Origin of the sequence: Paenibacillus sp. NPDC057886 (assembly GCF_042796655.1) — a bacterium.
Lineage (GTDB): Bacteria > Bacillota > Bacilli > Paenibacillales > Paenibacillaceae > Paenibacillus.
The window spans coordinates 1095290-1119465 of sequence record NZ_JBHVMZ010000001.1 but is presented as its reverse complement, the minus strand read 5'-3'; the positions used below and the strand labels follow the sequence as shown (position 1 = coordinate 1119465).

Genomic DNA, 24176 nt, shown 5'->3' with positions numbered 1-24176 from the left:
CTGTAAGCATCGAATCTACGGCTTTTGTTATTTTGACTGTATGATATTAATCTTTCTCCTAGTGCACAATCTTCACAGGCAAGTACGTCAGAGACTGGCCTGGAGCCGAGACGGTAAGGTTGTTTTCCAAATCAAATGATTCAACCGATTCGATGAAAGGCACTCTTTCTACAAATGCAGTCAAAGCAACACTCAATTCCATTCTCGCCAGTGGAGCACCCAGACAGAAATGTGGACCATTCCCAAAAGTAAGGTGTTTTTTGTTATTGGGACGGTGAATGTTCAAATCGAACGGATTTTCAAACATTGTTTCATCCATATTTGCCGCACTCATCCAGGAAATGACGACATCCCCTTTTTTCAATTCTACCCCCAAGAGATCATTATCCTTCTTAACAGTCCGGTGCCGCTTGGCATTATGGAAGCGATAACGAAGCATCTCTTCCACCGCAAGTGGGACCAGCTCAGGGTTCTCTCGTAATTGAACATACAAATTGGGGTCATCATAGAGAAAAGAATAAAATGTACTGGAAACCATGTGACTGGTTGTTTCGATACCAGCCCCCAGCAAGAGCATTGTGGTTCGAACAACCTCATCATCGGAAAACTTATCGCCGTCCACTTCCACTTTCAACAGGTCTGTAATGATATCGTCGCCAGGCTGAGTCCGTTTCTGAACGACAATGGGATAAAGGAACTGATAATACTCTTGTGCTGCGACCTGCTTTTTCAGTTCCATTTCCTCTGCATTTTCTCTATTGGCGGGTTGAAACAGAATATCTACCCAGCTTTTGAAGCGGTGGCTGTCCGTCAGCGGTATGCCCAGCAAATCAGCCATAACCATGGAAGGTAATGGTGCTGCCAGAGCTTGCACGATGTCGATCGTTGTATTGAGTTCGATATCCTCCACCAGTTGCTTCGCAATGTTCCGAATCCGTGGCTCCCAGTTTTTTAGACTGCGGGGTGTAAAAGCAGCAGAGAGCAACGAACGGCTTTTTTGATGAAGCGGAGGATCTATGCTCGAAATATTCATTTTGTCCGGCGGTGTGCCTTCCTTGTTTTTAGCCCCAACAGAAATGGTTGTTCTAGAGCCTTCGGATGAAAAATATTCATGATTGCTTAGTACTTGCTTGACATCGTCATATCTGAACACATTCCAGGTATCCGTATCCTCATGATAGTAAACAGGTTTTTCCGACAACATTTCCCGAAACCAGTGAAGTGGAAAAAACTCTTCCGATCTGGACTGAAAATTGGTTATATCGTGAACTCGAATCACTTCTTTGTACATCCAAACACCGCCTCTCGAACTATTTTTATCCAATGCAAAGAGGGATTTCTTCCGTGCCTCTGATAATCATGCCCCGGCGTCACTCCAGTTCTTCGGTTCCCTTTCATTCCTCCTTTGGTTGGCACATGAATTGACAGTTCAGCGCACAACCAATTTTATACTAATCGTATATTATTTGATATAAAACTTTTGAACTATATTCATAATATGGATATTTTAAGGTTTATTTTTATACTATTAGTACATTTATGGCGAAAATTAAGTTCTTAAGGGTTATAATACAGGATTACAAATAGGCAGGCATGATCATGTCTAAACCTAATACGTGGACCATATGGTTTACTATGGTATGCTTGAACACTAGACTCATTCTTTGCACATCGGGGTTTCGTTCGGGAGGGATACAGTGAATTGGATACGTCCAGTGAATAGAGGAGAATCTGTCTTTAAAGTTAAAAATAATCGCATTATCTACTTTGCAAAATTATCTATTCCACTAAATGCCCTTATCGCAGTTGGAAAAATACTTTTGGGGATCTTCTCGCTCTCCTTCTTTTTATGTATTAACGCCTTTTATAATATCGGTATCGCTGTAGCCAAGTATTACGCTGCAAAAGCACATGAGGACTCGAATCTTGATGATTCCAGCCCGGAGGAAATCCTAAAAAAACAATACGCTGCATACCGATTTATAGGCAATATTGTACTCGCTTCAAGTGTGGTGTACATCATTTATTGCAGTAAGCTATTATTTGTTACAGGCAGCAGAACACATTATCCTCATTATGTCGCCTTCATCATAGCTGCCGTTACTTTTACCGAAATCGCGGTTTCTCTAGGGGGCGCCATTATGGCGAGACGGAATAATGAACCGGTCATTGAAGCCATCAAACTGACGAACTTCTCTTCATCATTGATCTCACTTTCATTAACACAAACTGCGATCATGTCATTTTCATACAAAGGAGATCCTACCTTTTACAATGGACTGTCAGGCATCATTTTTGGTGCTCTGGCAGCACTCATCGGGCTGTATATGATATTACGAACTCCGACAGGAGAGTAGCCCATTTATAATCTGTTGAAAAGACATCTGTGTATAGTTGAGCCTGACTATAGATAGATGTTTTTTGGTTATATTAATTCATTGTAAGAATAAGCACGAATTAAAGAGAACTGTTTGGCTAGAAAATGCGGTGCATAAGGCATGTCATTACGAAGCCAGGATACAATGGTACCAATCAAGGCTGAGGAACTGTACCAGATGGCGATCTCCTTATGAATACCCGCTTGTTCAAGCGTGCTTCCCAGCTCCAAACTTTCAATCTTGGCTGAAACGAGTTTCGTTAGCAATTTCAAGAGCCTTTCCGTAAAAATGGGGGTTCGTCTTGAAGCGAGAACGACGCGATAGAATTTGGAATGCTCAGCAAAGTGTTCAAGCAATTTCACTAGTACTGGCCAACCATCGTCTATAGCAGCATCTTCAAATTGAGGAGCATGTTCGTCCACAATCCGTTCAATGTGCTCAATCATCTCATCCGCCATTTTCTCCATCATGTCTGTGATATCCCGATAATGCAGATAGAAGGTCACCCGGTTGATCGTCGCGCGTTCTGCAATCCGATTGACGGATAATTTCTCGATGTCCATTTCCTGCAAAAGATCTACAAAAGCATCACGAATCAACTGTCTTGTACGAAGTATACGAGGATCTGTAGCAGACTTCTTTTCGTTCTTCATGCAAAATCACTCCTCAAATTTTAAAAATTACAATTTTAAATGATCAGTCGTTTATTTCCGAATTAGACGACATATTTTATCTTTTCGTAAAATAAGCAACGAAAATACCCAAAATCGTAAATTGTAATCTGCGGGAATATGTATATAATTCAATAAATACAATGTAAACTATACAACACGTTGTAAATTTAGTCACGTGTGGATTGAAAGGATGGAATGGATTGAGTCAGGCTAGATTAAAAGAAAGAGATGACGTAAAAAAGGGGCCCATACTGTTTGTTATGATTTTGGGTGCATTTCTTGCCACATTGAACCAAACCGTTATGAGCGTGGCAACTCCGGAGCTGATGGGTGATTTTAATATCTCAGCAGCAACAGCCCAATGGTTTACGACAGGCTACATGCTGGTGAATGGTGTACTCATTCCTATCACGGCCTATTTCATGCAACGCTTTTCGACACGGCAATTATTTCAAGCTTCGATGTTTATTTTCCTCATCGGTACAATTATATCTGCCCTTGCGAGTAATTTCGGTACATTGTTGACAGGACGTATGGTTCAAGCAGCTGGTGCTGGTATTATCATGCCATTGTTGATGCATGTCATTCTAACCCTGTTCTCTCCTGAGAAAAGGGGAGCCGCGATGGGTATGGTCGGTTTTGCCATCATTTTCGCTCCAGCGATTGGGCCAACGCTTGCTGGATATATTCTTGAGAACTACACATGGCAAACGATGTTTTACGGGATGATCCCACTAACCGTTATTGTTATTGGTTTTGCGTTTGTATATCTCAAAAATGTATCGGAACGAGTCAATCTCAAGTTCGACACGCTCAGCGTGTTGCTATCCACGATTGGATTCGGCGCATTGCTGTATGGCTTCAGCCGGGCGGGAAGTCTAGGATGGTCAAGCGCAGAAGTAATCATATGCCTTGCAGCAGGAGTTGTTTCTCTTGGACTGTTCACATGGAGACAGCTCGCATCTGCTAATCCACTGCTCGATCTGCGTGCTTTCAAGTATAATATGTTCTCACTGACCACGATCATTAATATCGCGATCACGATGATCATGTATGCTGATATGATGTTGCTGCCTTTATACCTTCAAAATGCACGGGGTTACACTGCATTGGAGTCCGGATTATTATTGCTTCCTGGAGCGCTTGTCATGGGTTTCCTGATGCCAATAACGGGTAGATTGTTTGACCGGTTTGGCGCAAAATGGCTGGCGATTATCGGGATGGTTATCACGATCGTAACCACCATTGGTTTCATCGATCTAACGGATTCTACCAGCTATACCTACTTGGTATTAATGTCAACAGGTCGCCGAATTGGTATGGCCTTGCTCATGATGCCAATCCAAACGGCAGGTTTGAATCAACTGCCACCAAGACTAGGACCACACGGTACAGCGATATCCAACACCGTCAGACAAGTAGCTGGCGCTGTGGGTACTTCATTGCTCGTAAGTGTAATGACCAGTCGCACAACAGCACATGTACAGGATATGGTTGCAACGGGTGCAGCCAAAGGCTTAACCCAGCAGCAGTTGGGAATGGAATCCATGATCCAGGGAATTAATGATGCTTATGTTGTCATTATCGGCATTGCCGTTCTCGGATTACTACTCTCCTTCTTCATTAAACGTACCAAACAAGCAACGGAGGAAGACGCTAAGCAACCTGTCAGACAAAAAGTCTCGATGAATACAAATTAAGCATAACATTTACATGAATTACATCATGTAGAGACGTCTATTGCATGTAATACAAAAAGCGGCAGATCAGGACCTTAAGCTTCACGTCCAATCTGCCGCTTTTTTTGTATTACATAATAAAAAATAAGCAATAGCTTCTCCACTTTAGTGAGAACTTCTGCGCTAACATTTTATTTGGTGCTCTCCATCGGGAGCTGTCTGATTTGTTCGAGATACGACCTGCAAACTTTGACAATCCTGCTAGCCTCAGAATGCAGAGAAGACAATTCAAATTCCGTTTGATACGCCTGCAGCGTTACTTCCAACATGGAAATATTGATTTCTTTCTGCTCAACTAAAGCAAGCAGCCCTTTGGTCAGTTCTTTCGCTTTAATAGACACTTCTGAGTGGAGAATGGAATGACTGAATTTCTGAAGACCCACAATCAGGTTGTTTTTATCCAGAACAATTTCTTTGGAATCAGGAGCGATTATCGAAAGACTTGGAAAATCAATAATATGTTCTTGTCTTTCCAGCATGGAACGAAGCAAAATTTCAATGTAGTTCAGGATTTTGGGCACAAGATGGTTCCAATCCGGTTGGTCAAGATGGAAGTTTCTCCACATGTTCGAGATTTGATGGATCATGCCAAAGCCAAAAATAGCACCTTCATAAGAAAAGGGTTTCAATTCTTCACCAAATACCTGGACCAGCCGTTCAGATAACCAATTTAATTGCATGCGGGTCAAATTTTTCAGATCGCATTCTCCAGAGTAGAAGCCTGTCCAGAATAACTCCACAACCAGCTTTTTTTCCGGCAAAATCATCGGCACCATAATCTGATCCACCAGCAAGTCAAAATCGGAAGCGTAGCTTTGGCTCTCCAAATCTTTGCGAATCTTCATGTCCTCCTGTACACGCTGCTCCAGAATGGCTAGAATACAATCATCCTTTGAACCAAAGAATTTATAAAATGTCCCTTTGGACACACCTGACTCGTCTAGAATCATTTGAATGGAGGTGTTGGTCACCCCATATTTTTCAAAGAGTACAAGCGCTGAGTCCAATAACATTTGTTTCCGTTTATTCATAAGCTCCCCCTGGATGATTTGGGTGGTTCACGTCAAGACATCTAATAATCTACTGCAAATCGACTGCAAACATCACATGTTCCTTCCAAATTCCCTTGATTTTAATATTCTGGCGGTCCGTCTCCTGGAAACCCGCCTTGCGAAGCACTTGAATCGATCCGGCATTGTCGGGCAGCGCACCTGCCTCCACTCGTTTTATTCCCGCTTCATTCATGGCAAAATCCAGTGCTAGCCGAAGGGCTTCGCTCATGTATCCCTTGCCATTCTGCACCTGATCGAGCACATAACCAACAATCCATTTGGTGGTGGAATCCAGTTCAAGTTCAAATAGAGAAATCTCTCCAATGAGCTCATGTGTATTGTTCATGAAGATCCCGAAAGAGTAACGTTTCCCTTCTTCCCTGGCCTTGTTCCAACCTTCAAGAAGAGAGATCTGGCCCTCCAGTGTATAGAATGTATCCGATCGTTCACTTGCCGATATTTCTTCGAAAACAGCCCGGTTACGGAACTGCAAATCCAGCAGTGACGGCGCGTCCTCCACGTTCAAAAATCGTAAATAGATACGTTCTCCACGATTGTCCATCTGTATGTTCATCCTTATCTCTGGTTGTAGTAGATTGCATTCATCAGAAGTACGAGAGTTGCCGTTTATAAGCCATATCCCAGAACAGATATTCAAATTCAACACTTCTTCTGAATATGTCTTCAACGGCTTCCAGTTCCTGCTCGGTTTTATGTTCACATAATGCATCCAGTGTATCATAGAACCATTCGAATGAGTCGCGGAATTCATCACTTGCATAATTTTCATCCAGCGTAATCCCAAATCCATTCATGTAATTTCGATGCAAATCCATTTCTTCGTACAGAATAGCGTGTTGAATCACCGTAAAGTTTGTCATCAGTTTTTCATCTATCGCCTTCACCGCACCCATGGCAAAAATCTTCGCATATTCAATCAGATATGTATAGTCCTGAAGAAGATAAAACTTAAACGCTTCCTGATCCAGTGTACCTTTCCCCATTTCGTGCAAAAAAGGATGGTTGTATCCATCTTCTCATACGGTTCTGGACTTATCTTTTAACGTTCTTGAAAATGACATGATCATGTCTCCTTTTATTAAAATGATAATGTCCCATCTTCAATCCAGCTATCGCGTTCTCTCATCCAAAATGCAAACCAAAAAGCCCTTGTCCTATTTTCGGCAAGGGCAAAATAACATGAGTACATGTCATTTGCTCCCTACGTCAGTATTAACTAACAGGTTCAAAGGGTCAGGTTTTAACCTTCTCAACTGCGAACAGTCCCCCTGCAAATAGCTCAGGCTTATTACAACATGTGTTTTTCCAAATGTCAAACCATTCCTATTAATCTTCAAGTTCCCCTAAATCTTCTTGCAAGTTCTTAAGTCGAATGCGGATATCCTTAATCATACTTTGCAATTTGTTTAACTCATCCACCAATTGTTGCTCATTAGAGACGTTTGTCGCTGAAGTTGAATGATACGCTGGAGACATCCTTAACTGATTTAAGTCCGATTCATATACCCTCCGCTCTTCCTCGGCTTTTGCCAATTCCTCCTCGGCGATGCCAATCTGGTGCTCCAGATAGATGATGTCTGAGGAGTTGCCGTGAGTTAAGCGCTGTGAATATGTCATAGTTCACCTCATTTCTGATCATCCATTGCTTTTCCAAGGTCATATGGCTGAATATCGATATCCAAATCCATACCCAAAGCCAGCTTGGCCAGTTGACTTCCAATAAAAGGCCCCATCGTTAATCCGGACGCTCCAAGCCCGTTAGCTGTGATCAAACCATCCCAACCAGGAACAGCACCCATTACCGGAAGAAAACCCGGTGTAAACGGACGGAATCCTACTCTTACTTCCTCAAACGTGCTATCAGCTAAACCGGGAGCCAGTTCCAACCCTTTATTCAAAATTTCCTGCATTCCTCCTGCGGTTACTCTTGTATCATAGCCTTCAATATCATTTTCGTGAGTCGCCCCGATCACAATCTTCTGTTGATCAAAGGCTAACAGATATTGATCCGAAGGAGGCATGACTACAGGCCAGTTTCCAGTGTCTTCTCGATTGTGAACCTGCAAATGCATAATTTGCGCCTTCTGATAATGAACCTTGAAATCAATGCCCAAAGGCTTGAACAGTTCACTCGCCCAAGCGCCGGCACACACAATAACCTCGTCAGCCGATATGATTTTACCGTCAACAACGACTCCGGTCACCCGGTCCGATTCAAATTGAAGTGCCGCGTCCCCATTCATCAGGACCGCTCCATTTCGCTGTGCCGATCGGATTAAGGCATCACGCAGTGCACGTCCATCGATACGCGCAGCACCGCTGATGTAGACTGACTGAACGTTTTCCTCCAGAAGAGGAAAACGCTCATGGGTTTCTTTTGCATCCAGACGGGTAATATCCGCAATCTCCGGTGCATCTTCTTTACGAAGGTGTGCCCGCTCCTGCATCTTGTTGATTTTCTCCACATCCGTATGAATACTAAGCGCACCCACTTGAGCATATCCTGTTTCCGTTTCCCCTTCACTTTTGAGTTCTTCAATTAATCCGGGATAAAAACGTGCACCTGCCTTGGCAAGCTGATACCAATCCTGGTTGCGGCGCTGAGATAACCAGGGACAGATGATCCCGGCAGCAGCATCCGTAGCCTGTCCCCAATCTTTCCGGTCTATAATAAGAACTTCCGCACACCGCTTTGCCAATTGATACGCTGTGGAAGCCCCAAGAATTCCTGATCCTACGACGATGACTTTCTTCATGACTGCATCCCTTTCCTAAATCACTGTATCCATTATAGCGTATACTGTTTGGTCTGATAATGGCAAGGCATCGACATCGCAAAACATATTCCTAAAAGGTTTTCGATAAGAGGGTTGTCGAATTAAATAGACCGTATAAATTAATGTTATTTATGTAATATAATTCAAATCAATTTTCTTTTAACGCTGTATACACGCCATTTACGCCACGATCTTTCACGAAATGAGGAATAACACAACGATGCCGAAACCTAGTATGGGGAATTCGCTGGATACCGATATGCCGCTTATGATTACAGGTCAAAACCAGCTGACCGTAGATGAATTAATGAATTGGAACGGCCATTCACGGGATTACAGTATTGTGCAGTGTATCGGAGGAACAGGGAAAATCGCAGCCCAAAATCATGAGTTTTCGATCCGGGAAGGAACCACTCTTATTATGTTCCCGGAGGTGACATACCGTTACGACAATCTGAGTGATTCATTGTTGTTCGATTGTCTGTCCTTTAATGGCTATTTATTGCCCCGGTTTCTGCATACCTTGCAGATCGGGGAGCTGCGCGCCTTCAAGCCGGATGGAATGCTTCATATCCTGTTGCATGAAATAACGTTGGCGCTGCAGTCCCGGCACAAGGATCAGATCTGGCACGTATCGGCATTGCTATACATGCTTCTGGTCAGATTAACGATTGATGGAGATCGTTATGGTGCTTATGAACGCTCGGATGCACGATTAAAGCTGGCCGGACTTGTTACTTTTATCAAGCAAAATTATCATCAGGATATCTCGCTCTCCATGCTGGCTCAGCAAATGGACGTCACCGAACAACATTTAAATCGGATATTCAAAAAGGAATTCCAAATGACTCCGCTTGATTATCTGACACGATATCGGTTGTTGAAAGCCAAGGAAATGCTCGTCCACGACGCTGGAATAACGGCCCACGAGATTGCCCGGGCTGTCGGTTTCAACAGCGCCAGTTATTTTGGATCCGTATTCAAAAAATATGAAGGAATCTCCCCTATTGAGTTACGCAAGCAATACAAGGGTTAAAGAATCTCCATCGTGATCTCTGCCAGCGAGGTTAACCGCAGATCATACTTCGAAAATTCCAAATTACGCGTTACCTCGTTAGGCACAATGACACAGCGAATCCCTGCGGCTTTGGCTGCCTTCAGTCCATTCGGCGAGTCTTCAAACACAACCGCTTCGGATGCCCCGATCCCGAGACTCTCCAGGGCAAGCAGGTACAATTCCGGGTCCGGTTTAACCCGCTTGACGTCCTCGGCCGTATGAATGACATCGAATAGTTCGAAAATGCCGAGTGTACGCAAATAACCATGAACCCAATCCCGGGTAGAGCTGGAAGCAACGGCAAGCCCAATCCCTTTTTTACGGGCTGACTGCAGCAGCTCATGCACGCCTGGAAGAATGGCTGCTTGTCCCAGGTATGCTTCGTATTTCTGTTCAGAGAGCAGCTTGATATGATCGTGATCGATCGGTTTTTGCAGCGCTTGCTCCAGGTATAGAAAAGGATGAAATTCTTCAAACGATGTCCCTACATTTTTTGACCAAAGCTCCAGGCCCAGTTCAAGTCCATGCTCTTTATAAATATCGCGAAAAGCATAGAACCAAGGAGTCTCCGTGTCCACAATCAGTCCATCAAAATCCAAAATAAAAGCTTTTACCATTCCGCTTTTCTCCCTCCAATGATCAGCCGACTGGCTGGGAGATGGGCTTAGAAGCGTGCAGTCACGTCCGGATGGGTAACATTCATGGATAAAAAGTGACAGGTGCATCCCGCTCCGGCTGGTGACTGTCCAACAACACCTGCCCGGATCTCCCCCTCCATCGGCATGCCGAAATATCGGATTAACTTCCACTCCACCCCATCGGGTGAATAGAAAAATGAAAAGCAGTCCTCCACTTTGCGTATGCGCAGATAGGGATTCGTTACGGGAACTTCAACCGAATTGCAATCGTCGGATGAACCTTCCTTCGTCACCACTGACACAATGGTAGCTGCTTTTCCATCATACTCAAAACAAAGCTTGCACCAGTTTCGTTCATCCGCCATAACCATCAAACATCCGGAATCATACTGTTTTTTCATGTCCACAGTTAGCTGGGTCGTCATTTCAAAATCGTTAGGTACGGGCATCGACAGAAATGGTGCAGTTGCACGGATGTGTTTACCCGCGGGGTCCTGGAAAAAGTCCGTATCGGCCTGGGCTTCTACAATAAGAACTCCTTGATCGGTATAAGACCAGCTCTCCGGCTCATTGATCCAGTTCATTTGGTTTCTTGTTTCTGTTGCAAATACGTTTGTCATCTCTTTGCCTCCCAGATTCATTTTCTGTATTATATATTCGTTTCATATACAGAAAACCCCTTCTCCTACATATTTTCGTAAGTGCTGATCACTTGGGAGTGTTTCTGGGGATCAGGAAGGAATAACATAATGACCATGAGTACGATATAAAGTGCAAGAATGACACTAAACAACAACACGGGATTATAGTGATACAACAGACCTGTCAGGTAACCTGATGGAATCGCTATTAACGTCATGACTGTCTGCACTGCCGAAAACATATCCGCTTTTTCATGTGTACCTAATCGGTTCATGAGCAGTGAGTCACGGTACGTTTGCAAGATGAAATTGCCTGCCGCCAGTACGATCAGAGTCAGAAATAACATGGCGATATTCCCTACAGGTATCAACAGAAAAAGTATTGCACCCCCTGTACTCAGAATGATGGAGAAACCGACATACTTCTCTTCCGAACGCCGTTTCAGACGCGGGATGATGACCAAATACAAGAGCATGACGGTTATGGCGGTGACGACCGGGATAAATGAAATAATCTGATCATTGAATTTTAACTGTTCCTTGAAAAAAATCACCTGAAAGAAGTTCAACTGCAGGATCAGATTGGAAAGCACCGTAATCAGAATAATCGGTAAAAGCCTCCGTTTGTAGAACGATTTGCCGAATAGTCGCATACTGGAAGCCAAACTCTGGATCACCCGGGTCTGGCTGTGCATTCCCATAAGCTCCTTCCCTACAGCGGTCTCATCCGTATATCGGTTGCGAATGAAAAACATTACGGTCATGAGGATGCCACCGACAAAATAAATACTGGCTAGTGTTGGCACAATGCCAAAATCAGCAATCACTACTCCGGCGATTGGTGTCAGTACTCCAGCACCTGTAATGATCATGTTGAGAATGGCGAATACCTTGGATCGCTTGTGTTCCTCAACATCTTCGATAATTAGACAGTTGAAGGAAACCGTCACAAATTTGGAGGTTGCATTCAGCAGGTAAGCGATCAGAAACAACCAAAAATTTTGGGAGAAAGCCCAGATGAACATGGGAACACTCCAGGCAATCAGATCAAAAATCAGCGTTGTTCGCTTGCGACCGAGCTTATTCGTGATTGAACCTGCAAACAACTGAAATATAAAGGCAAAATAAAGATTCACCGAATTGATCAAACCGATTTCAATATCCGAAAGTCCGGCTTCCTTCATATATAAGGGAGCATAAAAAAGAACAATCGTGCCCGGAATGGCCCATACCGGTTCAAGTAAGATGGAATACCGCGGATTTCTCGGCAAATCCTGTAGCAGCTTCAATCGATATCTCCCCCTTTTTCTGCGGTGGTTTTCACCGCTGCGAATTCCTGCTTTTCGCAGCGGCGAACCCGCTAATGACTACATGCTTATAGGATAAGAGCTGTTTTGACCGAATTCATGGGTAGGGCCTCTCCAGTGCGCAGGTCATAACCAATCGTTCCATTGAAGGCCTGTTCATAATCACTCAGCAGTTCCTTGGCTGTCACCATCTGCTCCAGTTCCGGAATACTCTGTGCAAATTTCAATGCTGTACTGATCATCGAGTGATTAGCTACCGCACCAATGATACTAATGCCATCATTAATCACGGCAGTTGATTTGAACGTCACCTCGTAGCTGTCGTCATAACCCATAGGAATGATCTTGCCGCCTTTGGCAATCATCTCAAATCCCACATGAAGCTGGTTACCAACCGCGTCCACCACAATATCGAACTTCTTCTTATTATTAATCTCGTATACTTTATCGAGCGTCAGTTCCTGAGGAAAGAACACATGATTCGCAATCTCTGAAGCGAACTCTTTGCGGAATGGATCGACTTCCGTACCTACTGTAAGTCTTGCCAATCGTTTGCTCACAAGTTGACACAGGGAACCGATTGCACCGGAACCAAGGACGAGTACCGAGTCACTCGGCTTGACTCCTGCTTTCATGAATGTCTGCAGAACACATCCCAGTGGTTCGATCATCATGGCCGTTTCCCAGCTCATGGAGTCCGGGATGGCATAGATATACTTCTCGTCCCCAACAAAGTATTCGGCAAAGGTTCCGTGAGTGGTCATGCCTACTTGATAGTCATCAAAATTCTCGCAATAGATGAAAAGACCTTCACGGCAATAGGAGCAGGTACCGCAAGATTGCGTGGGATCAACCAATACCCGATCACCTATCTTGAAACCACGAACTTCGTCGCCCACCTCAATCACTGTACCTACACCTTCATGACCAATAATTGTTCCTTTATTCGCTGGCACTTTGCCTTTGACAATATTCAGGTCTGTACCGCAGATGCCTGAACCATAGATTTTAATTTTTACCTGGTTTGGCTTTTGTATGGTTGGCTCCTCAATATCCTGGTAAGTCACCTGTTTAAGATCCTGATATACGAGTGCTTTCATTGAATATTCCTCCTAGTCGATGTTCTTATTTGGATAAAATTTTAAACGTTTTCGTAAATTTCAATTCGAAAAGTGTTCCTGTTTCAGAACTTCTTTCCAGTCGGATAGTGTCTGCAAGAGCGCTTCCTCCACCCACAACAATTCTTCCCAGGTATGAGCATCTGAGAAAATAAAGTACCCTTTGGTAAAAATTCCGAAGTGGGCCATTCTTTTGACCATAAACTCACGGAAAGGATCGGTATGAAAGTTTTCTTCCGAAATAGAGCTAATGGAGAAACTCGCATAGGTACCCTTCAACACCAATTGATCGGTTAATCCAAGAAGTACGAGTTCAGCTTCAATCAGGTCCATAATCCGAATGGTGGCCTCGCGCCAGCTAGGCCATACTTTAGCGCTTTTCATCAATCGCTCACATGCAATCGCTGCCGCGAGCGCAGTGGTCTCACTGGAATGCGCGTTGCTGAATCTGACCTGTCCTGATAATGACATCAGATGTTCCGGTCCCATTACGGCTGCGAGTGGCAGTCCATTTGCCATGCCTTTGGAAATACAAAGCAGATCCGGCCAGATGTCATACTCCCCAGCTGTAGCTTGCTTGCCCATTCGAATGCCGGAGGTGACTTCATCAAATATGACAATGATATCCAATGACCGACATAGGGATACCACTTGCTCCAACGACTCACGTTTCCATTCATTCGGACATAGGACAATGCAGGCGATATCCTCGGGAGAGGATTGGATTTGTGCTTCGATACGCTCTGGCGAGGGCTTGTCTATCCAGATTGTTGTGCGCTCGATATCCACGGGGATGCCTCGCTCTTTCGTTTCGCGGCCATAGTACCCATAGGCAGACCAGTCATGCCACCCATGATAGGCCGTCGCGATGACCCTGCTTTTGCCACTTCCCGCACGAGCCAGACGTACGGCTCCACTGACTGCATCGGCGCCGCTTTTGGTGAAACGTAATGAGGGGTAGCGGCCTTCAAACCGCTCCAAAATCAGTTCAGCGCATTCAAGTTCAATGTCAGCAGGAATAGAATAACTTGTCCCTTTTTTCAGCTGATGGATGACGGTCAGTTGAACTTCGTGCCTTGCATGTCCCCATGGTGCCGTACCCATGGCCATCTCACAATCCAGCCATTCATTTCCATCGATATCTATAAAACGGGAATTGCGTGCTTCTGCGCAGCATACGGGCGTATACCCCGGAAATAATCGTTCTGGTGCTTTGGCTAACGTACTGCATCCGCTCGGAATGACCTTCTCGACATGTTCCAACCACTCCAGATTCCGTGTAAACCTTACGGCACGATCCAGCGTGCTCTCTTTTGATTTCACCTTTGGTTCCTCCCTGTTTACTTGGTTTGTGAGTTAGCGAACTTTGGAGCCAGGCCAGCAGCCATCATATATGCGATCCATGGTAATGACATTGCCATACAGATCAATAATCAAATCTTTAGCCCGATGAGCATGTCTCATCTCGATCCAGTAACGGTTTTCCAGCAAACGCGCGAAATTATCCACCAGAAACAACAATCGGTTCTCGCTGTGAATCAGCTCCTTGCCCAGTACCTGCGGCAGCCAGATAGCTCCATTCGAGTTAAAACGGTTGGAATAGTCACGTACCTCAGCAACAGGTGCAATGTCAGCTTCCTCCAGCTTGGTCCAGAATGTATCCGCGTCACTGCGTACTTCTGCAAGATCAATACCAACGATCGGCAGATGCTGATATTCACTCTGGCTATCCAGCTGTTCTTTCAGATGACTGAATACGAATGGCCACACATCGGCCTCAATTTCCCCGCCCCACTTTTTCCAGAAACGTGCCAGATTGTTTTTCCGGTTGAAGTTGCGATGAATGCCACTGCTTCGTTCCCAGTGATAGGCGAGAATATTTGGATTAATGACCGTATCATATCCGGCTGCTCGTGCTCGCATCTGATAATCAAAATCCTCATATCCGTTAAAGAACTTCTCATCCAGCTCACCTACCGTTTCATATACTTCCCTCTTCATGCCGAACATGGCGAATACGACAAGCTGAACTGAAAATGTTTCCTTAGGAATGTCTTCAGGCGATGCGTTCAGGAATAAGTGCCGGCCGATGGTGTCGGCAAATGCAATCCCACAATGCTGCACGCCTCCCGTTTGCGGATAGAGCAGAACCCCGCCAATCATGCCGATTGTAATGTCAGTATCCAGTGTCTCTTTCATCATCGGTTGCCAGTTCGGTTGAAGAATCGTGTCGGAATCCAGGAAGAAAATATACTCCCCCTCTGCCCGCCGTAGTGCGCTATTGATCGATACGGCACAACCGAGTGGAAAATCATGCTGGAGAATCTCTATGGTTACACCTTCTCTTACCTCTTGCTTCAGTTTCTCCAGATGCTGTAAGACCGCAGAACCGGAACCATCGTTGATAAAAATGATTTGACTTGACGGGCTTACGGTCCGAAGCAGTGAATCGGTGAACAGGTTCAGAATGTTATAGTCCTGGTTGACTGGCACAATAATGGTGTAAAGCATGGAATCCCTCCTGTTGGATATGATGAAATGAGTGCAAAAGCGAGTTAAAACGGTAATCAGTTCAGCGCAGATTATCGACCTCCTTGTCGCAAATTCACTGTCTTAATTTGGTAATGATTTGAATCTACTAGAAATTTATATCATTTTTTGTAAGTTTTAAATCTTAAATTCTGAACTCTGTTAAAATTTGAATATGTACTCAAAAGAAAACATGTGCCCTTCAAGTATCGCAGATCGCTCTCCACGCAAAAAAAACACCTCCAAAGTGAGTCTCGTATCAACTGACACGACTGACTCCACATTGGGGTGTTTTTATTGCTTTATTGTAAGTTGCAAGTTGCTACAAGGTAGCGACTACGATCTGGCTCTGAAGCCATGATAGAACGTATCCACAACCAGAGAAGCTGCCGATTTACGAGCAATATCACCACTTACTACCTGCTGCCACGTCAGAAACAGGATAGAATACAGCACATCTACAATCCAGTTTTTATTGACATCCTGACGAAAATAATTCTTTTGCTGCAACAAGCTGACCGCATGCAATATAGGCTCTCTCAGCTTTAAATCCGCTCCCTCAATCTCAGGATTATAGTGTATAGCTGCATCATGCGTAAGGAAAAATATTTTATCTCCTAATGGAATAAGCACTTCAATCAGTTCGGGAATATACGTTTCACAGTTTTCCTCATCCAGATGAATCTTTTGCATGGCCTCACTTACCACCTCAATCGCACGCAAGCCCAGATAAACCATTAATTGTTCGCGGCTTTCCACGTAACGATGCAGGGTCGCAATGCCGATTTTTGCAGATTCTGCGATATCATTCATGGATGCATTAGGCTTTTCAATCAGCAGTTTGGTTGCTTCGTCCAGAATGGAGTGAAGTCTCGTTTGCTTCATCGATGTCATTTCTTTTTTCAACGGGTTTACACCTCTTGGGCAGTTTATTCTATAAATTGATTTAATGATCCATCATTTGATTGGAATGTGACTTTAAAATTATAGCATAGTTCCTCACAATTTCGATGTCTGCACACGCAATAAGCATTCGTTTACTATTCGTTATGTAGTGTAAAAATAGTGTAAAGCTTAAAAGCCGCCTTTTGGCGGCTTTTAGCACTTATATCATTCCCAGTTTCTTATAGCTCGATAATTCTCGTTGCAATATTTGTACAAAATTCACTGTCATGCTCTACAAAAAGAAGGGTCGGAGAGTACTCCAGCAGCAACTCTTCGATTTGCATGCGAGAGATGACATCCACAAAATTGAGGGGTTCATCCCAAACGTGCAAATGAGCTTTCTCACTCAGACTTTTGGCAATCAGCACTTTCTTTTTTTGGCCTGCGCTAAACGTCGAGATATCCTTCTCCAACTGTAATCTGGAAAAATCCAGCTTTCTTAATATGGATTTAAACAGGCTTTCATCAATACTCTGGGCGGCCGCATAGTCAGATAAATGGCCTCCGAGATCCGACGTGTCCTGTGACACATACGAGATTTTAAGCTGGTGATCCTTTCGAAAATGACCTGTATAAGGGATATTCTCACCACAAATCAGTTTAAGGATGCTTGATTTTCCCGATCCGTTTTTACCATACAGCGCAATACGCTCCCCTTTTTCAACTGTGAAACTCACATCCTTACAAACTGGTTTGGAATCATAAGCAATCGATACATGTTCCAATTCGACGAGTTCCTTCTTGTGAAAATCCAGTTGATGAATTTGGAGGCGTTCTGCATTTTCAATATTTTTGAGCAGTTTGGACTTTTCTTGGATGGCGGATTGCTGCCTCTGCTCGATATTTTTGGAACGTTTCATCATTTTGGCGGCCTTGTGTCCAATATAACCTTTATCCACCTTTGAACCGGAATTTCTTGTACCATTTTTGGTTCTTTCCACTTCATGCGACCATCCGCCCGTCCGTTTGGCAGAGTCGGATAAACGCTTGATGTCCTTTATTAATTTCTCATTACTTGCAAGTTCAAATTGATCTTGCCTTTGTTTATTTTCCCACCAAGCGGAGAAGTTCCCTTTCTGAATCTCGATGTTATTTTTATTGATGGACAGGATATGATCTACGCTGTTATCCAAAAAGGATCGATCGTGGGATACCAAAATAAATCCACGTTTGCTGCGAAGATAATTACTGACGAGTTTTCTCGCATGAATGTCGAGATGATTGGTAGGTTCATCAATGAGCAAAAACCGATTATCCTTCAGGAACAAGGCAGCCAGCATTACCTTCGTTTGTTCTCCGTTTGACAAGGAATCGAAAGGCCGATACAGGATATCTTCCGAAACTTGTAACAGGTTAAGCTCTCGCACAAGCTGCCAGTGTAAATATTCAGGATAGACCTCTTCAATGACATCGAGGGTCATAGCTCCTTTATTCTTAACCTGAAAAGGAAAGTACTCAAAGCTGACATTCGCAGAAATAGTTCCGCTGTATTCATATTTACCAAGCAGCAGATTAAGGAATGTCGTTTTGCCTCTGCCGTTCCTTCCAGTAAAACCCAATTTCCAATCGGAGTCCAGCTGAAAACTCACATTTTCAAATATATTATCGTAACTGCCATCATAGGCAAATGTTAGGTTGCTAACGTTAATTAAAGACATAAGGATCATCCTTTTTATGTGAAATATAAAAGTTAACCGACGGGGTATTTACCACGACATGGTCCCTCACTTTATATTTGAACATAATCAGAATTTTAATCCGCTCTTGAATGAATGACACAATTCCCATGTGTCAGATTGATTAGAATATCCTCAAATGAAAAAACGCAAAAAAGCCCCCATTCACCGGTGCTTTTTGCGTTACATAAACCAGACTATACGATGAAGAGACCTGGCGTCCAAAAATTTAACGCCAAGATGATCTATGCATAGGAGGATAAAGTGCCGGATTCTGATTAGTTATGTTGTGAACCATGTCAGTGTTCATGTTCGTTGACAGGTTCACATAAACATCTACAACCTCTAATTCAGTCATCGCTCTATCCCCCTTTAAAAGCTCAACAATTTAATACCAGAAACTTAACATGGAATACAGCCCTGGGTCAAGGCAAGAGATCAAGCCGAGCCCTTTCTTAAAATCCGCCTTACCAGACCCTCATAGGTTTATAGTCACCATGCGCTGTATTCAATTTAATTCAATTATTAAACGGCCGCATACAGCGGTTTGTACACTGGATGCCACATGGCAGCTTTTACAGCCTCTTCAACGTCTTTGAGCTCCACACGCGCCACGCCATCTTCCAACGCAGCCTTGGCGACCGCCACTGCAACTTTGTACGAAACAGCTTGCAGCTCTTTCACTCTTGGCAGAAGTGGTGCACCTGGTGCAGAGGAATCTACCGAATTAGCTACGGCCACTGCAGCCGCGGTGAACATGTTTTTGGTGAATTTTGATGCTTTTGCAACAATAGCTCCCAGACCCAAACCTGGGAAAACAAAAGCATTATTGGATTGACCAATTTCAAATAAAGTGTCATTAAACATGACAGATTCAAATGGACTGCCTGTTGCAATCAGTGCTTTGCCTTCTGTCCATTCAATCAAGCTTCTTGGTGCCGCCTCGGCAAGCGAGGTCGGGTTGGACATCGGCATAATGATTGGCCGTTCCACATGCTTCGCCATTTCTTTGATAACTTGTTCATTAAAGGCACCTGTCACACCGGACGTCCCGATCAGAATCGTTGGTTTAATCTGTTTCACTGCTTCCAGCAAACTGACCTGCCCTTGCTCATTCAATGCCCAATCTTTCACTTCCGCAGCTTTGCGTACATATGGTTTCTGGAATTCAAATAGACCTTCCGTCTCATCGGTAAGGAGTCCGCGGTAATCGAACGCCCAGAACCGGCTCTCCGCATCCTTCTGCTCAAGTCCTTCTTCCATCATGGCGTCACGAATCTGATCCGCGTTACCAATACCAGCGGCCCCTGGTCCAAATACAAGGACACGATGCTCACGAAGAGGCACACCCGTCACTTGAACTCCGGACATGATCGCCGCAAGCGTTACCGCACCCGTTCCCTGTATATCATCATTAAATGTAAGGAGTTCTTCTCCATATTTCTGAATAATATTTCTGGCATTCACGCTGCCCAGGTCTTCCCAGTGAAGCAGGATATCCGGGAACCACTTTGTTGTTTCTTTCACAAAGGCTTCGATAAATTGATCATATTTTTCCCCGCGAATACGTTCATGACGGTTGCCCACATACAATGGATCATTCAGCAATTTGGGATTATTGGTTCCGACGTCCAGCACAACAGGCAATACGCGGCTTGGATCAACGCCTATGGCTGCTGTGTATACCGCGAGTTTACCAATGGCAATATTAATGCCTCCAACGCCCCAGTCTCCGATGCCCAGAATACTTTCCGAGTCGGTCACAACAATCAAATCCACATCTCCAGCATGTAAACCACTGTTGCGGAAGGCTTCCTCAAGCCCATCCATATCATTAATGGATAAATATAGACCACCCGGTCTGTGGTATTGATGGCTATATTCCTGGATAGCTTGCCCGACCGTAGGTGTGTACACAATCGGCAGCATTTCACTAAGATGATCCTTCATTAGACGGTAAAATAGTACAATATTTCGGTTGAACAAATCACTAAGCATGATGCTTTTCCGCAAATTATCCGATTCATTTTGCAATTGCTGATATACTCGACTCACTTGTTCTTCAATATTTAAAACCATTGGTGGCAAGATACCATTCAGGTTAAGCTCTTTTCTCTCTTCTTCGTTAAAGGCAGTGCCCTTGTTCAACATGGGATTGGACAGAACATCCTTGCCTTTCAAAGAGGTTTTTAAGTTTCCATTGGAATCTACAAAAAATGAGTTCATTACTGATTGCCTTCTTTCATGATGTCTCTTGACGTTTTAACGTCTTTTTAATTAACCTTTTTATACTTAGTAACTTTTAGTTAGTTAAAGATCTTCCGATGACAATTATAAAATATTTTCTATGGCATGTAAACGAACTCATGAAACTTTCATGAATGAAATTCAATTTCATTTCGATAAATAAAATTTATCACTTTGTTATTTTTCAAAAAATTCATTTTATAAACAGATTCTCGTAAAATACAAAAAAGCCACGAAATTTCGTGGCTCTATCTACTTTTCTCTATAGCCTCAATTACTCCTGCTTTTGGTGTGAGCGCTCTTTGTACTCAGTACAGATAACCTAAAAAATCGAGTTCTCCTTCATTCCATGGCATGGTTCCTACTTCTCTAACCATTAACCCCTCGACCTTCTGAATTCCAACTCCAATTGTAGTTAAGGTTTCATGCTCAATTTTCAACCACTTGCATGTGTTGTTAACCGTTTTGTATCCATTTTTACTATACAAGCCCTCATGATCAGCAAATAAAAGTACAAAATCAATATGCCCTCTGGACAGCTTGTCCACTTCCGCTAGCAACAAGGAACCTATTCCTTGAGAGCGATGTGTAATGTAAACGCACAGATCAATGATCCCCAACACTCTTATTGCTTTTCCATTTAAATTCATCATTCTGTAATCTAGTCCTACATGTCCAATCAGTTGATTATCTGGGTCGAATGCTAATATTCTGCAATGTGGAATTTGCTTGAAAAACAATCGGTCTTTCGGATACACCTCTGGAAAACTGGCAACAAGCAATTCCTGAAGAAGCGTTGACCATTCTTCGTTCATATCCATATCATAAGCTTTAATTAATTTCAATAATATCCCCCTGGATTAAATCGATTTCTATTCTTTATCCGTCTCTGTAACCTTACACACTTCTACGTATATCTTAATGATATACTCATCCGGATTATTTTCCGCAAAATAACTGAGCAGATCCATGGCATACACATTTCCACAGATCTCAAATCCCTCTCGTTCTATATACTCTTTGATGATTAAATACGTTTTGGGCATGCTTTCATATGATCCTCGATGATTCATGACAGCATACAATCCTTTGGGCTTGACTAGCATCGATTCGCCAGGAATCGGTGCTTTTATTTGTTTGCAAAAGTAGTCCGGATAGAATTGTCCTGTCTCAAAGCTCTCCTGACAGACTACAGTCCATACCGGAAACTCATATTCGATCATTCGCTCTTCGCAATAGTTTCGAAATTCGACAAACTTGCGGGAAAACTCCTTATCTCCATCCCCCCGTTCCAGTTGAACGGCAATAAAATATTCTTTCTCGCATTCTTCAAAAGCCAGACCTTCATATGAAGCACTCATAGCTTGCCGTGTCATGACAATGGCACCATTCAAGAGCTTTTGCATACGTTGGATTCGGAGTTGTTCTAGCTCCAGTTCCTTCACTTTCTGTTCAAACACCTCGATCAATAATGGTGTATTTAGATTTTGAATAAAAGACTTAATTTCCTCTAGGGAGCTTCCCGCCTTCTTCAGCACATGGATTACATCAAATACATAGGTTTGCTGAATACCGTAATAACGGTAACCCTTGGAATTCGTGAACTCCGGCTTTAACAGCCCAATCTCATCATAATGAAATAGAGTATGCTTAGTGACTCCGCAGATTTTTGCAAATTCACTGGTAGTAAATTGTTGTGTATGGTTTCCCGACATTGTACATGCCTCCGCTAGAATCTATGGTTCAAAATTAAATTTGACTATAGGGTTACCCTATAGTTTATGGTTTAAAAATGCAAGTTATCTAATTATATTGTTGGAGGGAAACATGTCAAAGTTAAAACGTTGGATGATTCTTGTTATTGTATCAAGTGCACTATTACTAATAGTGATGGACATGACGATCCTTTACACCGCTTTACCCAGCTTAACCCATGATTTAGGTGCGTCAGCCTCAGAAAAATTATGGATTCTGAACGGTTACTCCCTCGTCATGGCGGGGCTTCTGCCTGCAATGGGAACGCTTGGGGACCGTCTTGGTCATAAGAAAATATTCACCCTGGGATTGCTCGTATTTTCTGTTGCTTCTCTTTCTGCAGCCTTTTCTCCAGTACCGGCTGTACTGGTCATGAGTAGAATTCTTCTTGCAGTGGGCGCATCCATGATGATGCCAGCGACATTGTCGATCATCAGGGTTACCTTTACGAATGAACGAGAACTTGCACTCGCAATTGGCATTTGGGGCTCCATTGCATCAGGTGGTGCGGGACTGGGTCCGATTGTAGGTGGGCTGCTTCTTCAACACTTCTGGTGGGGTTCTGTGTTTCTGATTAACCTTCCCATTGCCATTCTCGCCTTTGTTTTCGCCTTAAAAATGATTCCTAAACATCAAGGTGATGCGTCGAAAAAGTGGGATTTCACCAGTTCCATTCAGATCATGATTGCCATGGTGGGAATTATCTATTCCATCAAGGAATTCACAAGACGCGAAGGATCTCTGACATTAGCCAGTATCGCTGCAGTAATAGGTGTGCTGTCCCTTATCATCTTTATTCGCCGTCAAAATAACAGCTCCAACCCGCTTTTGGATCTGTCCTTATTCAAAATCCCAAGATTCAGCACCGGCTTTATTACCGCTCTGGTCGGTTTGTTTGCGCAAATGGGTGTGCAATATATGGTCACTCAACGCCTTCAACTTGTGGAAGGCATGTCACCGCTTCACGCTGGACTTTTCACCTTATCTATACCCGTTGCAGCACTCATTGCTGGCCCCATTGTCGGGTCCATCATGCATCGTGTAGATGTCGTATATATCAAAAGTTTCTCTCTCTTGATCGCCGGTCTGGGCATAGGGATATATCTGATGCAGTTCAATACAGGGTATACTGGGCAGATTCTCGGTTTAGCGCTACTTGGCGCAGGTCTTGGAGCAGGGATGACCGCAGCATCCCATTCCATTATGAGTTACGCACCTCCGCACAAAGCGGGTATGGCAGCATCGATTGAGGAAGTGGGTTATGAGCTGGGTGGAGCATCAGGTATTGCCATCATGGGGAGCATGTCTACTCTTGTATACACGCTTGCTATGAGGATTCCAGAGGGGATTAGTGTGCCAGCTAATGTGAAGGACAGTCTGGATGAAGCTCTTCTCGCTTCCGAGAGTTTACCTACTGAGTATGCGGAGTCACTCAAAGTTGCCGCCATTGCTGCTTTTGACCAATCCTTCTTTGTCGTGATTGCAGGGTTAACTTTATTTTTGCTCGCTGCTGCTCTGATCATGAGCTGGGTAGCCTTGCGTTTAAAACACTCAAAAAGAAACGGTGTTGAAACATAATGCAACTCATTTCATGAAATGAAGCGAGGTATATACGACCATGT

The 24176-nt window shown here is 43.7% G+C and carries 22 protein-coding genes, 1 pseudogene and 1 riboswitch; of the genes and pseudogenes, 4 read left to right on the top strand and 19 right to left on the bottom strand.

The annotated features are described in order from the left end of the window. Window positions 1-58: 58 nt before the first annotated feature. A complete protein-coding gene (locus ACFVQB_RS04995; protein WP_379435276.1) occupies window positions 59-1291 on the bottom strand; it encodes a cytochrome P450 in 1233 nt (410 codons plus the stop codon). Between the two features lie 406 nt (window positions 1292-1697). On the opposite strand from ACFVQB_RS04995, the gene ACFVQB_RS04990 reads away from it, so the two are divergent. Beyond that, window positions 1698-2357, top strand: coding sequence for a hypothetical protein (locus ACFVQB_RS04990; protein ID WP_379435275.1), 660 nt, complete (start codon window positions 1698-1700; stop codon window positions 2355-2357). A gap of 68 nt (window positions 2358-2425) precedes the next feature. Here ACFVQB_RS04990 and ACFVQB_RS04985 read toward each other — a convergent pair whose 3' ends face one another. Further along, complete coding sequence (locus ACFVQB_RS04985; RefSeq protein ID WP_379435274.1) at window positions 2426-3031, bottom strand: TetR/AcrR family transcriptional regulator; 606 nt, start codon at window positions 3029-3031, stop codon at window positions 2426-2428. A gap of 281 nt (window positions 3032-3312) precedes the next feature. Between ACFVQB_RS04985 and ACFVQB_RS04980 the strand changes: the two genes are divergently transcribed. Beyond that, a complete protein-coding gene (locus ACFVQB_RS04980) occupies window positions 3313-4752 on the top strand; it encodes a DHA2 family efflux MFS transporter permease subunit (RefSeq protein WP_379436333.1) in 1440 nt (479 codons plus the stop codon). Window positions 4753-4922: 170 nt separating this feature from the next. Here ACFVQB_RS04980 and ACFVQB_RS04975 read toward each other — a convergent pair whose 3' ends face one another. The 6 genes and pseudogenes from ACFVQB_RS04975 to ACFVQB_RS04950 form a co-directional block, all read right to left on the bottom strand. Further along, window positions 4923-5822 (bottom strand): TetR/AcrR family transcriptional regulator, encoded by a 900-nt coding sequence (locus ACFVQB_RS04975; protein ID WP_379435273.1) that lies wholly within the window; start codon window positions 5820-5822, stop codon window positions 4923-4925. Between the two features lie 49 nt (window positions 5823-5871). Continuing rightward, window positions 5872-6405: a GNAT family N-acetyltransferase gene (locus ACFVQB_RS04970; protein ID WP_379435272.1), complete on the bottom strand. Its 534-nt coding sequence runs from the start codon at window positions 6403-6405 to the stop codon at window positions 5872-5874. Between the two features lie 43 nt (window positions 6406-6448). Then, a complete protein-coding gene (locus tag ACFVQB_RS04965) occupies window positions 6449-6658 on the bottom strand; it encodes a thiaminase II/PqqC family protein (RefSeq protein WP_379436330.1) in 210 nt (69 codons plus the stop codon). Further along, window positions 6644-6859, bottom strand: a pseudogene (locus ACFVQB_RS04960) (thiaminase II/PqqC family protein); the annotation flags it as partial. The gene ACFVQB_RS04965 and the pseudogene ACFVQB_RS04960, both read right to left, overlap by 15 nt. 186 nt (window positions 6860-7045) lie before the next feature. After that, window positions 7046-7144: riboswitch (TPP riboswitch) on the bottom strand. Between the two features lie 46 nt (window positions 7145-7190). Continuing rightward, the gene (locus ACFVQB_RS04955) at window positions 7191-7481 is read right to left on the bottom strand and encodes a hypothetical protein (protein WP_379435271.1); all 291 of its coding nucleotides are present in this window, start codon (window positions 7479-7481) and stop codon (window positions 7191-7193) included. Window positions 7482-7489: 8 nt separating this feature from the next. Next, window positions 7490-8620, bottom strand: coding sequence for an NAD(P)/FAD-dependent oxidoreductase (locus ACFVQB_RS04950; RefSeq protein WP_379435270.1), 1131 nt, complete (start codon window positions 8618-8620; stop codon window positions 7490-7492). 241 nt (window positions 8621-8861) lie between these two features. On the opposite strand from ACFVQB_RS04950, the gene ACFVQB_RS04945 reads away from it, so the two are divergent. Continuing rightward, window positions 8862-9677, top strand: coding sequence for an AraC family transcriptional regulator (locus tag ACFVQB_RS04945; RefSeq protein WP_379435269.1), 816 nt, complete (start codon window positions 8862-8864; stop codon window positions 9675-9677). Here the strand turns inward: ACFVQB_RS04945 and ACFVQB_RS04940 are convergent. From ACFVQB_RS04940 to ACFVQB_RS04890, 11 genes are all read right to left on the bottom strand, one after another. Next, window positions 9674-10315, bottom strand: a complete 642-nt coding sequence (locus ACFVQB_RS04940) for an HAD family hydrolase (RefSeq protein ID WP_167434879.1) — start codon at window positions 10313-10315, stop codon at window positions 9674-9676. The genes ACFVQB_RS04945 and ACFVQB_RS04940 overlap by 4 nt on opposite strands. A 47-nt stretch (window positions 10316-10362) precedes the next feature. Further along, window positions 10363-10956 (bottom strand): DUF1349 domain-containing protein, encoded by a 594-nt coding sequence (locus ACFVQB_RS04935; RefSeq protein WP_379435268.1) that lies wholly within the window; start codon window positions 10954-10956, stop codon window positions 10363-10365. A 65-nt stretch (window positions 10957-11021) separates the two neighbouring features. Next, window positions 11022-12266 carry an MFS transporter gene (locus tag ACFVQB_RS04930; protein ID WP_379435267.1) on the bottom strand — a complete coding sequence of 415 codons (1245 nt, stop codon included), beginning with the start codon at window positions 12264-12266 and terminating at the stop codon, window positions 11022-11024. Between the two features lie 86 nt (window positions 12267-12352). Continuing rightward, a complete protein-coding gene (locus ACFVQB_RS04925; RefSeq protein ID WP_379435266.1) occupies window positions 12353-13384 on the bottom strand; it encodes a zinc-dependent alcohol dehydrogenase in 1032 nt (343 codons plus the stop codon). Window positions 13385-13444: 60 nt separating this feature from the next. Next, window positions 13445-14725, bottom strand: a complete 1281-nt coding sequence (locus ACFVQB_RS04920; RefSeq protein ID WP_379435265.1) for an aminotransferase class III-fold pyridoxal phosphate-dependent enzyme — start codon at window positions 14723-14725, stop codon at window positions 13445-13447. A 33-nt stretch (window positions 14726-14758) separates the two neighbouring features. Next, the gene (locus ACFVQB_RS04915) at window positions 14759-15913 is read right to left on the bottom strand and encodes a glycosyltransferase family 2 protein (protein ID WP_379435264.1); all 1155 of its coding nucleotides are present in this window, start codon (window positions 15911-15913) and stop codon (window positions 14759-14761) included. Between the two features lie 354 nt (window positions 15914-16267). Further along, on the bottom strand, window positions 16268-16837 hold the full coding sequence (locus ACFVQB_RS04910; protein ID WP_379435263.1) for a TetR/AcrR family transcriptional regulator: 570 nt from the start codon (window positions 16835-16837) through the stop codon (window positions 16268-16270). Between the two features lie 218 nt (window positions 16838-17055). Continuing rightward, window positions 17056-18534, bottom strand: a complete 1479-nt coding sequence (locus ACFVQB_RS04905; RefSeq protein WP_379435262.1) for an Lsa family ABC-F type ribosomal protection protein — start codon at window positions 18532-18534, stop codon at window positions 17056-17058. 543 nt (window positions 18535-19077) lie between these two features. Continuing rightward, complete coding sequence (locus ACFVQB_RS04900; RefSeq protein WP_379435261.1) at window positions 19078-20778, bottom strand: NAD-dependent malic enzyme; 1701 nt, start codon at window positions 20776-20778, stop codon at window positions 19078-19080. Between the two features lie 329 nt (window positions 20779-21107). Next, window positions 21108-21644 carry a GNAT family N-acetyltransferase gene (locus ACFVQB_RS04895; protein ID WP_379435260.1) on the bottom strand — a complete coding sequence of 179 codons (537 nt, stop codon included), beginning with the start codon at window positions 21642-21644 and terminating at the stop codon, window positions 21108-21110. A 27-nt stretch (window positions 21645-21671) separates the two neighbouring features. Further along, window positions 21672-22514, bottom strand: a complete 843-nt coding sequence (locus ACFVQB_RS04890; RefSeq protein ID WP_379435259.1) for a MerR family transcriptional regulator — start codon at window positions 22512-22514, stop codon at window positions 21672-21674. Between the two features lie 112 nt (window positions 22515-22626). Here ACFVQB_RS04890 and ACFVQB_RS04885 point away from each other — a divergent pair, with 112 nt between their 5' ends. Further along, window positions 22627-24132, top strand: coding sequence for an MFS transporter (locus ACFVQB_RS04885; protein ID WP_379435258.1), 1506 nt, complete (start codon window positions 22627-22629; stop codon window positions 24130-24132). The last annotated feature ends 44 nt before the right edge of the window (window positions 24133-24176 follow it).

Bases quoted from the DNA above. Each gene is read 5' to 3' on its own strand.
- ACFVQB_RS04915 (WP_379435264.1), bottom strand. From the start codon at position 15,913: ATGCTTTACACCATTATTGTGCCAGTCAACCAGGACTATAACATTCTG.
- ACFVQB_RS04965 (WP_379436330.1), bottom strand. From the start codon at position 6,658: ATGAATGGATTTGGGATTACGCTGGATGAAAATTATGCAAGTGATGAA.
- ACFVQB_RS04975 (WP_379435273.1), bottom strand. From the start codon at position 5,822: ATGAATAAACGGAAACAAATGTTATTGGACTCAGCGCTTGTACTCTTT.
- ACFVQB_RS04955 (WP_379435271.1), bottom strand. From the start codon at position 7,481: ATGACATATTCACAGCGCTTAACTCACGGCAACTCCTCAGACATCATC.
- ACFVQB_RS04925 (WP_379435266.1), bottom strand. From the start codon at position 13,384: ATGAAAGCACTCGTATATCAGGATCTTAAACAGGTGACTTACCAGGAT.
- ACFVQB_RS04970 (WP_379435272.1), bottom strand. From the start codon at position 6,405: ATGGACAATCGTGGAGAACGTATCTATTTACGATTTTTGAACGTGGAG.
- ACFVQB_RS04995 (WP_379435276.1), bottom strand. From the start codon at position 1,291: ATGTACAAAGAAGTGATTCGAGTTCACGATATAACCAATTTTCAGTCC.
- ACFVQB_RS04980 (WP_379436333.1), top strand. From the start codon at position 3,313: ATGATTTTGGGTGCATTTCTTGCCACATTGAACCAAACCGTTATGAGC.
- ACFVQB_RS04885 (WP_379435258.1), top strand. From the start codon at position 22,627: ATGTCAAAGTTAAAACGTTGGATGATTCTTGTTATTGTATCAAGTGCA.
- ACFVQB_RS04945 (WP_379435269.1), top strand. From the start codon at position 8,862: ATGCCGAAACCTAGTATGGGGAATTCGCTGGATACCGATATGCCGCTT.
- ACFVQB_RS04890 (WP_379435259.1), bottom strand. From the start codon at position 22,514: ATGTCGGGAAACCATACACAACAATTTACTACCAGTGAATTTGCAAAA.
- ACFVQB_RS04900 (WP_379435261.1), bottom strand. From the start codon at position 20,778: ATGAACTCATTTTTTGTAGATTCCAATGGAAACTTAAAAACCTCTTTG.
- ACFVQB_RS04940 (WP_167434879.1), bottom strand. From the start codon at position 10,315: ATGGTAAAAGCTTTTATTTTGGATTTTGATGGACTGATTGTGGACACG.
- ACFVQB_RS04950 (WP_379435270.1), bottom strand. From the start codon at position 8,620: ATGAAGAAAGTCATCGTCGTAGGATCAGGAATTCTTGGGGCTTCCACA.
- ACFVQB_RS04905 (WP_379435262.1), bottom strand. From the start codon at position 18,534: ATGTCTTTAATTAACGTTAGCAACCTAACATTTGCCTATGATGGCAGT.
- ACFVQB_RS04935 (WP_379435268.1), bottom strand. From the start codon at position 10,956: ATGACAAACGTATTTGCAACAGAAACAAGAAACCAAATGAACTGGATC.
- ACFVQB_RS04985 (WP_379435274.1), bottom strand. From the start codon at position 3,031: ATGAAGAACGAAAAGAAGTCTGCTACAGATCCTCGTATACTTCGTACA.